Genomic DNA, 14,166 nt, shown 5'->3' on the forward strand with positions numbered 1-14,166 from the left:
GAGTAGAAAGATGGCTGAACTGCTCTCTGGAATTAGCTCCTCCCTAACCTTCGTTGAAAACGCTACGGCGTATACACACGTTGAAGATCCCCCCTAGCCCCCCTTCCACAAAGGGGGGAACCAAGCCAGAACTGGATTGAATGGGTTGGGTTGAAGTCCCCCTTTTCAAGGGGGATTTAGGGGGATCCATACCTTGTTGACAAACAGTTTCTGATTGATTCTATTTTGGTGATTTCAAGTTAATGGTTTACTCCGTTCGTCATGCAATCAAGTGGTGTTTCCTGAGTGTATTAATGCTTATTCTGATTGCAGCATGTAATAGCAAGACCATTCAGAACCCAACCACTCAGAATGATCGTTCTTCTCCATCTATTAGCCGCACCGCCAGTCATGCGATGGGGGAAACCCAGGTTCCAGCCAACCCCCAACGAGTCGTCACCCTGGATACAGGACACTTGGCAAACGCGCTAGCTCTGGGCATCCAGCCCGTTGGTTCGACTGCTTGGTACCGCACAGAACACCAGAGCGGACTGGGTCCAGTGGAACCCTATCTAGCCAATCGGGCTGAGGACCTGACAATTCTCGGCTATGGTTTCAGTGCCGATCAGGTGAGTTTAGAAAAACTGCTGACGGTTCAGCCTGACCTGATTATGGCAGTTTCACCCCACAGAGCGATTTATGATCAACTCTCGCAGATTGCCCCCACTGTGCTCTACGACTATCCCAGTGGCGACGGCTGGAAGAACTTTTTGCGCTCGTCGAGTGAAGCGTTAGGCAAAACTCAGAAAGCAGAAGCATTGCTGCGAGACTATCAGCAGCGAATTGCAGAATTTAAACAGAAAATGGGCAGTCGTCTTACCATGCAAGTTTCGGTGATTCACCCGCTCAGAGAGGGAACACGGATCATGTACAAAGGATTCTTTGGCGGCAGTGTAATTCAAGACGCTGGATTGTCGCGCCCACCTGAACAGGACCAGGATGGATACAACTCACAGCCTGTCTCGTTTGAATGGATTCCGAAAATGGGTGGTGATGTGATTCTTGTCATCTCATTTAGGGATAGAGATAGCCTGAAATTGGTTGAAGACTTAAAACGTAATCCGCTGTGGTCTCAGCTAGAAGCAGTCAAACAAGGCAAAGTATATCCAGTGGATGCAGAACATTGGTATGGAGGTGATATTGTCACCGCTAATTTAGTTCTAGATGACCTGTTTAACCATTTGCTGAGAGCAGAGTGAGAGCCTGCGATTTTTTTGTGATTGTTTGTGGCATCGCCCATCCTTAGAGGGTGTTTTAAAAGTCGCCGATGCAACCCGAACCGCCCCCTACATCCCCCATCAATGGGGGACTGTGAACGGAGTACTTTGAAGGGGGGACGTTGAACCAGCCCCCTACATCCCCCATTCTGTTGGTTGCCGCGCTCGAAGCGCGAGGGGGGACTGTGAACCAGACATACGGGTTCGGAAGTCCCCCACTCGTGGGGGATTTAGGGGGCAATGCAACACATTTGATACGTATCAAACATCCTCTTACTGACGAAGCCAGAAAACTAGATTGACACAAAATTCTGGACCATCCCCAAAAGGCAACCTGCCCCCACTTCTGCCAAATAATTTTCTTGATGCGGTTGCATTTGCCGCATAATCCCGGTATTGTATCAGATTAAGATTGTTGCTTCTGTGGGCACAATCCGGCTACCCAAAAATTTAGCCGTCGCCCCTAGCTGTTGAGAGCAGCACCAGGGCGACTAACCCCTTCGACTGTACACACCAGTCTGGGAGGCTAGTGGAGTATTTTAACACTCCTTAGCCATCCTGCGCTGTGCTTGGCGGGGTGGCTAAATTTTTGGGGTTTCTTCCAACCCTAAAAATTCCAAGGAGTGTTTACTATGGCAGATGAGTTTCTGTCCGATTTACCGTTCGATTTTAATTCACCCAGTCTTCCATCCAGCTCCAACTTTGGTGAGCGCGAGCGTTTACGGTTGATTCTGATTGGTTCTACCGCAGGTGTACAAGAAATGATTCACCGCCAGCATCAAGCCGGCATTGCCGATGCGGGTTCCTGGAGTCGGTTACTGCCCGTGCCCAACTCGGATGAGGTGATGAGTATTTTGCTGCTGTATCGCCGCAGGGAGTGAGGGGGGGAGGGGCTTCGACGCGAGCGCACTGCCCCCATGGGGCCAGAAAAATCAGCCGAGCGGTGAGGGGGTTTGTATTACCAAGGTTTTTCCTGTTTTGTCTTCTGATTCATTCTTTGGAAAGTTTTTCCCATGCTTCAGACCCAATTAGGTACGGAAGTCCCCCAGAATTGGGGGATTTAGGCTTCGACGTGAGCTCAGCCGAACGGGGGCCAAAAAGCCTCGAATCCTAACCGGCTCGGTTTGTGTGTCCACCATAGCTTACAAAAGGGGGGAACCAAACCAACAACGATTTGGAGTCCTCCTTTTTAGGTGTTTAAGGGTGTCGTTTAAATAACAGTCTTGCTGAGGTTTGGCCAGCTAGCCGCTTTCACATCTGAAGCGAAACTCATCTCTACGACTGAGGTTCAGTCCCTACTCTGTGAGTTGTCGGGAGTCCTGAAAGGACGGTTGGGCAAGATACCCCGGTTCCAGATCGGGTCGGCTATAGTAGAAGACGAAATATGAACAACCGTTAAGGTAGCAGTATGGCTGTGAATCTAGCTGGCAGTAGGGCTTCCTGTGGTGCTCCAGATGCAGCAGCACTTCGATCTGTATTCGAGACCATTACGGTGGAGAGTTGTCCGCGCTCGTTCAACTTTCACATGCATACGGTCTGCTCTGACGGCAGGTTACAGCCAGAGCAGTTAATCCACCAAGCGGTTGAAATTGGTCTGCAAGGGTTAGCGATTACCGATCATCACAGTGTCAACGGCTACTTGAGGGCACGGCAATGGCTGGTAGCTCAGCGGCAAATCCAGCCGGAGCGGGTGATCCCGCAGCTCTGGACCGGAACTGAAATTAACGCTGGCCTCCTCTCCGATGAGGTGCATATTCTGGCCTATGCCTTTGACCTGGACCATGCGGCGATGCAGCCCTACTTGCAGGGAGCCACACCCACAGGTAAAAGCTACCAGGCGGCTCAGGTGATTGGCGCGATTCAGCAGGCCGGTGGGTTGGCGGTGTTGGCCCATCCAGCCCGCTATCGTCGTTCGCCTCAGGAGTTGATTCCCGCTGCGGTGGATCTGGGCATCGATGGGGTTGAAACCTACTACGCCTACAATAATCCGTCTCCCTGGCGGCCCAGCCCCAAAGAAACCGAGGCAGTTGGTAGCTTGGGCAACCGCTATAGTCTGCTCCACACCTGCGGTACCGATACGCATGGCCTGTCGCTGTTGCAGCGCCTCTAGAGTAGTAAGGGAGTAGAAAACCGGCATGACTGATTTGGGGGCATCATCCCAGTGGAGCAACCTGCTGCAAAACCTGGGCGCGTGGCAAGGCTCATTTACGCAAATTTCTCCAGATGGAACCATCGAAGCAGACAGCCCCAGCTTGGTGACGCTTGCAGGACTGAACGACAACCGCACCGTGCGGCAGACGATCCAAAAGTTTTCCTCAACCGGAGCGGTGATCTATGACCGGGTACTGGAATACAGCTCCTTGAATCGGGGCGTTTTGGTTTTCGAGAATGGCGCCTTTTCCCAGGGGTCGATCCAGTATGGTCCGTTTTCCGAGTTTGGTGCAGAGCTGGGTTTTATCGACGGGGATCGGCGGTTGCGGGTCGTGCAGTTGTTTGACAAGGCCAGTCAGTTAGCCAAAATCACTCTGATTCGGGAACAGCGGCAAGACACACCCATTGCTGAATCGCTGCCACCTATCCAATCTCTGACCCCAGAGCAGCTAGTGGGCGAATGGCAGGGGGAATCGGTGACGCTCTATCCCGACTGGCGCAATCCGGCCCGTTATTCGACGCGGCTCTCAGTGAGGTTGGAAGGCAACCAACTGCATCAGTCGATCAGTGCTCCTGGAATTGAACTAACTTCGACTGCGCAGGTAGATGGCCCGATTCTGCGCTTCCAGCAAGGTCGCTATCCGGTACAGGTATTGCTGCTGCCCGATGGTGCTTCGGCGACAACGCCCCTAACGGTTCCGCGCGGCCAGTCGTTTTTTCTAGAAGCAGGCTGGCTACTGCATCCCAACCGGCGTCAACGCATGATCCGCAGCTACGATGCGCGGGGTGAGTGGGTCAGCTTAACCTTAGTTACAGAACAAAAAATTTCTTCGTAATCAGAAAATTACAAAATCGTCCTGATCGACCCCTTTAAGGACGAAGAGTGTAGTGGTAGATGCACCCTAAACACTAGTCCCTGGCTTCCCGCCGGGGATTTTTTGTTGCTAGGTAGCTACAGGAAGCTCGGCAGCAAAATCCTGCCGCTTGTGAAACTGATAGGGTCCCATCAGGGCACCCCACAGCAGCTTGCCGGTGTCAGGATCGACGCCACGGTCCCAGCTCAGAAATTGCGTCGCCGTCGCCTCGAAGCCGAGAATCACCTGGCGGGTTTGGCCATTGTACTGGAAGCAGCATTTGGCGTCGGGGTCGGGGTCGGCTTTGAAGCGCTGGTTGGTATAGGTAATCGTTAGCTCACAGCCAGGAAGGGCTTCTAAATCGTCGAGGGTGAGGGTTTGCAGTCGTTCGGGCTGGGCACCTGCACCCTTAAACCGTTCGGGTTGCTTGAAGGCCAGGTATTGGGCGCGCCCCTGCTGGGGGTTGTCGCTCGGCTGCAAAACCAGAATCCGCTGTCGGTAGGGGGCATCCAGGTAGAGCGAATTGGCCTGCTCGCAAAACAGCGCCAAGCGGCCCTGAATCCGAAACGGTAAGGGACGCTGCCACAGCCGTAGGCTGACAAACCACACGGGCTGGTCTTGGGCTTGGGGCTGGTTGTCAAATTCTCCGGCCAGCCAATGGGCTAACTGGGTGAGATCAACGGTCATGATTGGTCCAACAGAGCTATATACAATTTATGATGGTCCTCGGCTGGTTGACTGGCGTTGGGGGTGGTTTTTCCTTTCGCTGAAGACTAGCCCAGGCGGCAGGTGTTTGGCCCCCTAAATCTCCCAATTTTGGGGGACTTTGAGAAACTGCAATGCCCCAACCTAAAGGCTCCAATCAAAGTGGATTATCTATATTCTTACCTCGTTCTTACCTCGCAATTACTATCCAAAGCACTTTCTAGTGAGCATCACCCATCTACCGTTCGGCTGAGCCGCTCACGGCAAAGCCCATCCACCATCTGCAGAAATCTGCTCACCATTCCCTGCTCTCGTTAGTAAGAGCGCTGGTTCGGAAGTTCCCCAAAGTTGGGGGATTTAGGGGGCCAAAAACCCTGAACATGGCAAAAACATCCTAGAAAAATTGTAGAAACAATCGTCGAAACGTATGGTTTACTTCGCTAAAAAACTGTTGATAATTGCGACGCTGCTGCTGCCGATCGTGGCCTGTGCACCTAATCGCTCTGCTGCTCCAACGGGTGAAACTACAGGTGAAGCTCAGCAACCCTTAGTCACGGGAGCCATTCCCGATCAGGACCCGGAGAAACTTCAGCGGCTGTATGGTCAACTTTCGGAGTATCTAGAGCAGGAGTTGGGGGTGCCGGTCGAATATAAACCCGTAACCGACTATGCGGCGGCAGTCACGGCCTTTAAGGTGGGCGATCTGGATCTAGTGTGGTTTGGTGGCTTGACCGGAGTGCAGGCGCGGCTTCAGGTGCCCGGTGCTGAGGCAATTGCCCAGCGCGACATCGATGCCAATTTCCATAGCGTGTTTATCGCCAACAAAAAAGCTGGCATTCAGCCCTTGACGGATATCAACGGTCTGCAATCCTTGAAGGGCCGCACGATCACTTTTGGCAGCGAGTCTTCCACTTCTGGACGGCTGATGCCGCAGTATTTTCTCCAGCAGGCCGGAGTGAAATTAGAAGACTTCAAAGGCCAGCCCGGGTTTTCCCAATCCCACGACGCCACAATCAAGCTGGTGGAAGCCGGAACCTACGAAGTGGGTGCCTTAAACGAGCAGGTGTGGAAAAGTCGGGTAGCAGCGGGCGAGGTGGACCTTAACCAGGTAGACGTCATCTGGCGCACGCCGGCCTACTACGACTATCACTGGGTGATCAATCCCGCCGTCACCGAGCGCTACGGAGCCGATTTTGTCGAGAAGGTGCAGGCGGCTCTGCTGAAGCTAGATCCGACCGTCCCCGCACAAAAAGAAATTCTGGAGCTGTTTGGAGCCAGCAAATTCATTGCTACCGAAAATGGAAACTACCAACAAATCGAAGCGATTGGGCGACAAATCGGCAAAATCAAATGAGAATGTGAATGTGAATGTGAATGAGATCCTGTTTGAGCTAAAGCAGGTGAACCAGCAGTTCGGGCGATTGCAGGCGCTGGCGGACCTTGACTTGCAGATTCGGGCCGGGGAACGGGTGGCGCTGGTGGGTTCGAGCGGCGCCGGGAAAAGTACGCTAATTCGCTTACTCAACGGCACGCTACGACCTACCGGAGGCGAGGTTTGGGCGCTAGGACGTTGCCTCAGCCGTTTATCGCCCCGTCAACTGCGGCAAGTGCAGCAGCATATCGGTACGATCTACCAACAGTTTCACCTGGTCGATTCGCTAGCTGTGATTCACAACGTCAACGCTGGTCATCTCAGCCACTGGTCATTTGCCAAAGCCCTATTTTCGCTGATCTATCCGCTAGAAACAGAAACGGCAGCGATTGCTTTACGGCGAGTTGGCATTCCCGAAAAGCTCTATGAGCGGACCGATCGGCTTTCGGGTGGGCAGCAGCAGCGGGTGGCCTTAGCGCGAGTGTTGGTGCAGAATCCGCCGGTGATTCTGGCTGATGAACCGGTTTCTAGCCTGGATCCAGAACGCAGTCGAGAAATTATGGCCCTGCTGCGGGACTTAGTCACCGAAACGGGAAAAACGCTGGTCGTGAGTCTGCACTCGATCGATTTGGCGCTGCACTACTGCAACCGGGTGATCGGACTACGCGAGGGCCGGATGCAGTTTGATGCGCCAGCCGACGCTGTGACCAAAGCAATGATCGAGGCGCTGTATCGGTTGTAGGCGAGCTGTGATGGATAACAAACCACTTCAGACCGTACCTCGTCCGGCTTGGCTGCATCAACGCCTGCGCTGGGCAGTGATTGCTCTTATCGCGATTGCGGTATCACTCTGTGCAGTTGGATTGCAGCCGGCGATTTTTAACTGGAACGGCTTGGGGCAGCTCTGGCAGTTTTTGGCAGCGAGCGGGCAGCCGGACCTGAGTGCGGAGTTTTTGGCAGTGGTGTGGCGAGCAGCTCTGACGACATTGGCCTACGCGGTTTGCGGCACCTGCCTCAGTTTGTTGATCGGAGCAGTCGGGGGCTTGTTGGCCTCGGAAGTCTGGTGGTTGGCGGTTTTGCCTCATCAGAACCTGCACCGTTCCATCAGTTCAACGATTCGCATGATTTTGGCAATTCCCCGCGCCATTCACGAACTGATTTGGGGACTGTTCTTTGTAAATATTTTGGGACTCGATCCGCTAGTGGCAATTCTGGCCATCGCGATTCCCTACGGAGCAATTGTCGCCAAGATATTCTCGGAGCTATTAGATGAAACGCCGCGTCAACCTCTGTTTGCCTTACTCAACAGCGGTGTTCCTGCTGCTAACGCTTTTATCTACAGTCTGATTCCGCAGACGTTCCTCAATTTTGTCTCCTATGCCTTTTACCGCTTTGAGTGCTCGATTCGCTCGGCTGCCGTGTTGGGTATCATTGGCGCAGGCGGCTTGGGCTACGAAATCCTATTAAGTCTCCAGTCGCTGCGTTACCATCAGCTCTGGACGCTGTTTTTGGCATTGTTTGTTCTGAATGGCGCAGTGGATTGGGGCAGCGCCTGGTTACGGCACAGGCTGGGGTCTCCGACTCGGTTGGATTTAAATCTACGACGGCCCACCAGAAGCAGGAGGCAATCCAAACCTGGTGATCCGCTGGTGCTAGGAGCTGGAATTGGTCTTCTGGCGCTGATTCCCTTCAGTTTTTGGTATGTGGCAGCAGATTGGACGAAGCTGTGGTCGCCCCGCACGGCAACACTGCTGGCAGAGGTAGGCCAAGCCATCTGGCCGCCGCGTCTAGAAACCTTACCCCAGCTAGGGCCACTGTTATTACAAACGCTGGCGATGTCGATTCTGGCGATTGCGATTGCTGGCATGGGTGGGGTGCTGTTGGCGTTTCCGGCGGCGCGTAACGTCTGGTCGCCCAACGGATTATTAGCAGGCCATACCACGTCTGGTCTGGGCCGAATCTGGGCATGGACTCGACTGTTGCTGACGCGGGCATTTCTGCTAATGGCACGGGCGATTCCGGCTCCGATCTGGGCTTTGGTGGCGCTGTTTGTGCTGTTTCCAGGCATTCTACCGGGAGCGGTAGCGCTGGGCATCCACAATCTGGGCATTCTGGGTCGCCTGATGGCCGAGGTGGTGGAAGATCTGGATCCACGTCCGGTGGTGGCTTTGAAAGCGCAGGGAGTAACGGCTCCGCTACTGTTTCTCTATGGCGTGTTGCCGCTGACCGTGACCCGGTTTTTGGCCTATATCCTCTACCGCTGGGAGGTCTGTACGCGGGAAACGGTGATTGTCGGATTGGTGGGAGCGGGTGGCCTGGGCCGGTTGCTGACCGAGCAGCTCAGCAGTTTTGACTATCAGAATCTGCTACTGACGCTGGCAGGCTTTGTGGTGCTGACGTTTGTGGTTGATTGGATTAGCGGTACAGCTCGGCGGGCGTTGCGATGAGAGTTTTCAAAGGCTTTATCTTCCGGTGCTGACAGAGCTGGACTGTAAGGAGAAAATGGGTAAGAGCGTCGTTTATGTCGTTAACGTGTTGAAATTCCTATGAATCGCCAATTTATTGCTCCAGTTGCCGTTCTGACTGCAATTTATGGGTTAGTTGGGGGCTTGCCGCTGCCAGCGCAGGCTCGTGAACGAAATGAAACAGAGGCGGTGAGGGAAGCTGAGATTCCGGCGGGGCAGGTGATTCCCTTTGCTTGCTATGACCGAGCCGGTAATGTCATCTTCACGACGATCAACCCGCAAGAAACGGTGGGTTGGGAGCTGGGCTGCCGGGAAGTCCAATATGAAAGCAGCAATCTCGACTCGCCGCCAGCGCTGTATTTTCAGTGCTACGACGTGAATGGCGGTATTGCATTTAACACGGTTGACCCAGAGGTGGCGGAAGACTCGGAGCTATTTTGTCGCGAGATCGGGACTCGCGTTTCCACTCCTATTCCGGCCCGTCCCATCCATTACGAATGCTACAACACCGATGGCACCCTCGCCTTTACCACCAGCTACCCGCAAGACACCTTCGGCTGGAAACCGGGCTGCCGGGAGCTACAGCATCGCAATGCCGTCCTGGCTCAGATCAGCGAACCGTCCCGCACTGCCTATGAGTGCTTCGATGCTAATGGCAATATCGCTTTTACCACGTTTGATGCTCAAGACGTAAAACGCTGGAAACTAGGCTGCCGAGAGCTGCGGTAATCCAGTAACTAGGGTCAATAGCCTTCCACATAGTACTTCAACTCGCGGGCCATCCGCCGCAATCCCTGCTGCTGATCTTGGCGCAAAAAGGGCAGGAACAGCCGGGTCGTAATCCCTGACACCGTCTCACGATGGGTGTATTTAGTCCGATTTCGGCCTATATCCTGTAGCTCAAACACATGCTCACTGCGATACCCAGGAGCCGTCGTCATCCAACGCAAACACACCTGCGGCTGAAGTAAGAGGATGCGCGGCTCAAATTCGGTTTCGGTTTCTTCCCGCAGGCGACGCAGCGAGAGCTGAACCGTCCGCCCCTGCACAAACGGCAGGTCAGGATTGCGGTCATACAAAAACGTGTTCCACTTCAGCCAGTTCTCTTTCCGCACAAGCGCGTCCCAAACTACTGACTTTGGTGCATTGATTTCGATTTCGGCGTACAAGCTGGGCATGGGGAAGTTTTGAGTTTCAACACATAGAGACGTTTCGCAAAACGTTTGTACATCTTTGTACATCTACGCCTACGCAAAACGCCTGTACAGCATTTGAATTAAGGGATTCAATCGGATTTGATAGTAGTGGCGTAGTACGTGTTTTTTGTTTAAGTAATTCAGCTCAATAAATCAGTATAAAGTGCGGGCACCTTGCCCGTCGCCAGCTTCAGCCCGATTAGCATAGGGCGCGTTTGTGTAGTGTGTGCCTAGCACATCTGCATAGCACAATCCCCCGTTTCTGAGATGCCCGCAGGGCCATAATCCCCCTAACCCCCTAATCCCCAGCGGGGATGCCCCTTCGGCGTAGATCAAGGGGAACTTCAAACCACGGTTGACCCGGCTCTTCCCTTTTGTAAGCTACGGTGTACACAGGCCTCGATCGCCACTCAATGCAAGGATTTGATCCCCCTAAATCCCCCTTATTAAGGGGGACTTCAATCCTTGGTTGGCAGGTGCCCACAGGCTTCGCCTCCGGTTCCCCCCTTTCCTCCGGTTCCCCCTTTCCTCCGGTTCCCCCCTTTCCTCCGGTTCCCCCCTTTCCTCCGGTTCCCCCCTTTATTTAAGGGGGGTTAGGGGGGATCTTCAACTTGTGTAGACACCGTAGCCTTTTGTAAGGGGGGCTAGGGGGGATCCCAACAGGATTTGCGATCTACTGAGGTTGCAAAACTCAAAACTCAAAACTCAAAACTCAAAACTTTATTTGTCTATCTGAGTACAACCCACCATGCTCAGTTTCCCTAAACTGGGGGAGATAGCGAGTATGATTAAGTTTTGTCAAGTGCAAAGGAGCACATCAGCAACGATATGGTCAGTCTGACTCCCAATCCTAGTTTTAGTCTCACAATTCGGATTTTGATTCCCAATCAAGCCGGTATGTTGGCAACGGTGACGCAAGCGATTGCTTCAGCCGGGGGCAGCATTGGTCAGATTGATCTCATCGAGCAGACGCGCAAAGCCCTGACGCGGGACATCACGGTGGATGCCTCTAGCACCGAACATGCAGAGACAATTGTGGCGGCGGTCAAGGCCTTGGATGACATTAAGGTGCTGAATGTGTATGACCGAACGTTCAATTTGCACCGGGGTGGCAAAATTAGCGTCCACAGCAAAATTCCGCTCAAGAGTCAGGATCAGCTGGCGATGGCCTACACGCCTGGAGTCGGGCGGATTTGTACGGCAATTGCCAACGATCCGGGACAGGTGCATAACCTGACGATTAAGAGCAACACCGTAGCGATTGTCACTGACGGTAGTGCCGTCCTCGGCTTGGGAAATTTGGGGGCCGCCGGAGCCTTGCCGGTGATGGAAGGCAAAGCAATGCTGTTCAAGGAATTTGCTGGCATCGATGCCTTTCCGATTTGTTTGGCGACGCAAGACACGGATGCGATTGTGGAAACCGTAAAGAATATTGCACCCGTGTTTGGGGGAGTGAACTTAGAAGATATTAGCGCCCCGCGCTGTTTTGAAATCGAAGCCCGCTTGCAGCGCGAGTTGGATATTCCAATTTTCCATGACGACCAGCACGGTACGGCGATTGTATCATTAGCGGCTTTACTCAATTCGCTGAAGCTGGTTCAAAAATCCATCGATCAGATTCGGATTGTGATCAACGGTGCGGGAGCTGCAGGTGTGGCGATTGCGCGATTGTTGCAAAAAGCTGGAGTCGAGTCGATTGTCCTGTGCGATTCGCGTGGCATTCTTTCCAAGAGCCGCAGTGATTTGAACGACCAGAAGCGAGAGTTTGCGGTAGCTCAGAGTGGTTCGTTGGCCGATGCAATGGTGGGGGCGGATGTGTTCATGGGCGTGAGTGCACCGGGCGTTGTGACGCCGGAGATGGTGAAATCGATGGCTGTTGACCCGATTGTGTTTGCCATGTCGAATCCAATTCCAGAAATTCAGCCGGAACTGGTTAGCGAAGATGTGGCAGTGATGGCGACTGGACGCAGTGACTATCCGAACCAAATCAATAATGTGCTGGCCTTTCCGGGTATTTTCCGAGGCGCGTTAGATTGTCGGGCCAAAACTATGACAACCACCATGTTTCTAGAAGCGGCTGAAGCAATCGCCTCGTTGATCAAAGTTTCGGATCTGGATAGGGAACATATTATTCCTTCCGTATTTGACGAGCGCGTTGCTCCTACCGTTGCGGCTGCCGTTCAGCATGCGGCGCGTAAAGAAGGGATCGCTGGCAATTAAAGTTGCTGACGGATCAATTCGCCCAGCGTCTGCATGGCCTGATCGATCTCGTCGGACCAGGGTAGACCGCAGTTGAGCCGGAAACAGTTGTTGTAGCTCCCAGAGGGCGAAAAAATCACGCCGGGGGCAATGCTGACATGGTGCTGAAGAGCAGTTTGGTAAAGGGCGAGCGAATCGAAGCCTGGTGGTAGTTCCACCCAAAGGACATGGCCGCCATTCGGACGAGTGACGCGCGTTTCGGCAGGAAAATAATCGCAGATGGCCTGGGTCATTCGCAGCATTTGCGATTGATAAGCCCGCCGCAACTGACGCAGATGCCGATCATAGCCGCCGTTGGCCAGGAACGCCGCTACTGTAAGTTGGGGAGCAATCGCCGTGGTTTGATTGATCACCCACTTGAGCTGTTCGACTTTGGCCTGATAGCGCCCTGGGACCGACCAGCCCACCCGCAAACCGGGCGACAGGGTTTTGCTGCAAGATGAACAATAGATGACTAGTCCTTCTCGGTCAAAGGCTTTCAGCGCTTTGGGGCGGGTGCCTTCAAAATACAGATCGCCGTAGATATCATCTTCGATCAGCGGCACTTCGTATTGAGCCAGCAATTCCACCAACTGTTTTTTGCGCGGCTCACTCATACAGGTGCCAAGCGGATTGCTGAAATTGGAAACCAGCGCCACAGCAGCAATCCGTCTCTTTTGCAGCACAGTTTCTAGATCCGACAAGCACAGCCCTTCGCGGGGATGGGTCGGCAGTTCTAAGGCTTTTAGATGCAGGATTTCCAGCGCTTCCAGCAGACCATAATAGGTGGGGGACTCGATCGCGACGGTATCGCCGGGTTGGGTGACGGCTCGCAGGGCTAAAAACACCGACTCAAACGTACCGTTGGTGGTGACAATTTCATCAGGCGTAATCGAGCAGCCCGCATCCATCAGGCGACGAGCCACCTCATGCCGCAGTGGTTCACAGCCGGGAGGCACATCATACTCGTGGGCGGAAACTTGATGCTGCCGCAAAATTTGTCCGGTGAGGCGGTTCAGGGCGGCAATTGGCAACAGCTCCATGCTGGGCACGGCGGCCCCTAGCTTGACCGTTTGGGAATCGCGAATCGAACAGATCACCTGAAACCCCAGTGAATTATCGACGTGATAGGCTTTGCGAGGCGGAGTAGATTGCTGCGGTTCGCTGGGTGCCCTCAGCGTCGGTTGCTTGACGTAATAGCCCGACTGAGGCCGTGCAGCAATTAATCCCCGATCTTCGAGCAGCCGATAGGCTTCCAGCACCGTTGAGATGCTAACCGACCACTGCTCATGCAGCTTCCGCACCGAGGGCAACCGATCGCCGACTTGTAATGTACCTTCAGCAATCAACCGCTGAATTCGGTCCGCTACCTGTTCGTACAGGCTTTTATCGGGAGAATGATCGAGTAGTTGAATAGCCATATGGGTGAATGGATGGATAGGTGGATGGGGTGTAGAGTGATAGTTTTTGTAGAGTAGGGTGAGGTGCAGCCGTCGGGAACCAATACAGTTACTTTAATTTGTGACCATAACAGTTCGCCAAAGTTCAACTGTTACCATAACAATTTAGCTCAACTGCATCTGTGCAGATCAATTTTGATCGGGGAAAATTCAAATTATTGAAGCAGTGTTGATTGTTTGATCGATTCAATTAAAGATTAAATCGCAGCCCCAATCAGGGGACGGAGTTTTGCGCTCAAAATTCTGAGCAGTTTAATCAGATTGGGTTAGGAGCGGTATACCATCGATTCACGATTTCGTTACTAGCAGTTTTGCTATCACGGGTTTGATCGCTCCTTTGAATCAAATTTGTAGGCTGAATCAGTAGTTTCGGGTTTTTCAGTCCTTCTATCTGTTTTATTCATAGAAGCCATCGGCTCAGCCTTTTGAATCATCGAAATCATCTTTGTAGAGTAGAACAATCCAAGCG

General features: G+C 53.2%; 12 protein-coding genes. 9 read left to right on the forward strand and 3 right to left on the reverse strand.

Annotation, left to right across the window (positions count from 1 at the left end; translation table 11 throughout):
- The first annotated feature begins 293 nt into the window (after positions 1 to 293).
- From HJG54_RS06390 to HJG54_RS06405, 4 genes are all read left to right on the forward strand, one after another.
- Entirely contained in the window at positions 294 to 1,238 is a 945-nt protein-coding gene (locus HJG54_RS06390) for an ABC transporter substrate-binding protein (RefSeq protein WP_316433991.1), read from the forward strand.
- 650 nt (positions 1,239 to 1,888) lie between these two features.
- Positions 1,889 to 2,137: a hypothetical protein gene (locus tag HJG54_RS06395; protein WP_316433993.1), complete on the forward strand. Its 249-nt coding sequence runs from the start codon at positions 1,889 to 1,891 to the stop codon at positions 2,135 to 2,137.
- A gap of 527 nt (positions 2,138 to 2,664) precedes the next feature.
- Positions 2,665 to 3,366, forward strand: coding sequence for a PHP domain-containing protein (locus HJG54_RS06400; protein WP_316433995.1), 702 nt, complete (start codon positions 2,665 to 2,667; stop codon positions 3,364 to 3,366).
- Between the two features lie 25 nt (positions 3,367 to 3,391).
- Positions 3,392 to 4,243 (forward strand): DUF3598 family protein, encoded by an 852-nt coding sequence (locus HJG54_RS06405; protein ID WP_316433997.1) that lies wholly within the window; start codon positions 3,392 to 3,394, stop codon positions 4,241 to 4,243.
- Between the two features lie 108 nt (positions 4,244 to 4,351).
- On the opposite strand, the gene HJG54_RS06410 is transcribed toward HJG54_RS06405, so the two are convergent.
- Positions 4,352 to 4,948 carry a chromophore lyase CpcT/CpeT gene (locus HJG54_RS06410; RefSeq protein WP_316433998.1) on the reverse strand — a complete coding sequence of 199 codons (597 nt, stop codon included), beginning with the start codon at positions 4,946 to 4,948 and terminating at the stop codon, positions 4,352 to 4,354.
- Between the two features lie 445 nt (positions 4,949 to 5,393).
- Between HJG54_RS06410 and HJG54_RS06415 the strand changes: the two genes are divergently transcribed.
- The 4 genes from HJG54_RS06415 to HJG54_RS06430 all read left to right on the forward strand — a co-directional run bounded on the left by HJG54_RS06415 (position 5,394) and on the right by HJG54_RS06430 (position 9,532).
- Positions 5,394 to 6,320 (forward strand): putative selenate ABC transporter substrate-binding protein, encoded by a 927-nt coding sequence (locus HJG54_RS06415; RefSeq protein ID WP_316433999.1) that lies wholly within the window; start codon positions 5,394 to 5,396, stop codon positions 6,318 to 6,320.
- Positions 6,321 to 6,330: 10 nt separating this feature from the next.
- Positions 6,331 to 7,080: a phosphonate ABC transporter ATP-binding protein gene (locus tag HJG54_RS06420; protein ID WP_316434001.1), complete on the forward strand. Its 750-nt coding sequence runs from the start codon at positions 6,331 to 6,333 to the stop codon at positions 7,078 to 7,080.
- Positions 7,081 to 7,090: 10 nt separating this feature from the next.
- On the forward strand, positions 7,091 to 8,785 hold the full coding sequence (locus HJG54_RS06425; RefSeq protein ID WP_316434003.1) for a PhnE/PtxC family ABC transporter permease: 1,695 nt from the start codon (positions 7,091 to 7,093) through the stop codon (positions 8,783 to 8,785).
- Positions 8,786 to 8,884: 99 nt separating this feature from the next.
- The gene (locus HJG54_RS06430; protein ID WP_316434004.1) at positions 8,885 to 9,532 is read left to right on the forward strand and encodes a hypothetical protein; all 648 of its coding nucleotides are present in this window, start codon (positions 8,885 to 8,887) and stop codon (positions 9,530 to 9,532) included.
- Positions 9,533 to 9,546: 14 nt separating this feature from the next.
- Here HJG54_RS06430 and HJG54_RS06435 read toward each other — a convergent pair whose 3' ends face one another.
- Positions 9,547 to 9,981 (reverse strand): SRPBCC domain-containing protein, encoded by a 435-nt coding sequence (locus tag HJG54_RS06435; protein WP_316434005.1) that lies wholly within the window; start codon positions 9,979 to 9,981, stop codon positions 9,547 to 9,549.
- A gap of 846 nt (positions 9,982 to 10,827) precedes the next feature.
- On the opposite strand from HJG54_RS06435, the gene HJG54_RS06440 reads away from it, so the two are divergent.
- On the forward strand, positions 10,828 to 12,219 hold the full coding sequence (locus HJG54_RS06440) for a malic enzyme-like NAD(P)-binding protein (protein ID WP_316434007.1): 1,392 nt from the start codon (positions 10,828 to 10,830) through the stop codon (positions 12,217 to 12,219).
- Here the strand turns inward: HJG54_RS06440 and HJG54_RS06445 are convergent.
- Positions 12,216 to 13,658 (reverse strand): PLP-dependent aminotransferase family protein, encoded by a 1,443-nt coding sequence (locus HJG54_RS06445; protein WP_036002967.1) that lies wholly within the window; start codon positions 13,656 to 13,658, stop codon positions 12,216 to 12,218. The two genes, HJG54_RS06440 and HJG54_RS06445, sit on opposite strands and share 4 nt — an antisense overlap.
- Between the last annotated feature and the right edge of the window lie 508 nt (positions 13,659 to 14,166).

The sequence above is a fragment of the Leptolyngbya sp. NK1-12 genome (genome assembly GCF_032598965.1).
GTDB lineage: Bacteria > Cyanobacteriota > Cyanobacteriia > Elainellales > Elainellaceae > Elainella.

Excerpts from the sequence above, each read along its gene's own strand:
- HJG54_RS06395 (WP_316433993.1), top strand. The coding sequence starts at position 1,889 with ATGGCAGATGAGTTTCTGTCCGATTTACCGTTCGATTTTAATTCACCC.
- HJG54_RS06410 (WP_316433998.1), bottom strand. The coding sequence starts at position 4,948 with ATGACCGTTGATCTCACCCAGTTAGCCCATTGGCTGGCCGGAGAATTT.
- HJG54_RS06405 (WP_316433997.1), top strand. The coding sequence starts at position 3,392 with ATGACTGATTTGGGGGCATCATCCCAGTGGAGCAACCTGCTGCAAAAC.
- HJG54_RS06435 (WP_316434005.1), bottom strand. The coding sequence starts at position 9,981 with ATGCCCAGCTTGTACGCCGAAATCGAAATCAATGCACCAAAGTCAGTA.
- HJG54_RS06445 (WP_036002967.1), bottom strand. The coding sequence starts at position 13,658 with ATGGCTATTCAACTACTCGATCATTCTCCCGATAAAAGCCTGTACGAA.
- HJG54_RS06390 (WP_316433991.1), top strand. The coding sequence starts at position 294 with ATGCTTATTCTGATTGCAGCATGTAATAGCAAGACCATTCAGAACCCA.
- HJG54_RS06430 (WP_316434004.1), top strand. The coding sequence starts at position 8,885 with ATGAATCGCCAATTTATTGCTCCAGTTGCCGTTCTGACTGCAATTTAT.
- HJG54_RS06415 (WP_316433999.1), top strand. The coding sequence starts at position 5,394 with ATGGTTTACTTCGCTAAAAAACTGTTGATAATTGCGACGCTGCTGCTG.
- HJG54_RS06425 (WP_316434003.1), top strand. The coding sequence starts at position 7,091 with ATGGATAACAAACCACTTCAGACCGTACCTCGTCCGGCTTGGCTGCAT.
- HJG54_RS06400 (WP_316433995.1), top strand. The coding sequence starts at position 2,665 with ATGGCTGTGAATCTAGCTGGCAGTAGGGCTTCCTGTGGTGCTCCAGAT.
- HJG54_RS06440 (WP_316434007.1), top strand. The coding sequence starts at position 10,828 with ATGGTCAGTCTGACTCCCAATCCTAGTTTTAGTCTCACAATTCGGATT.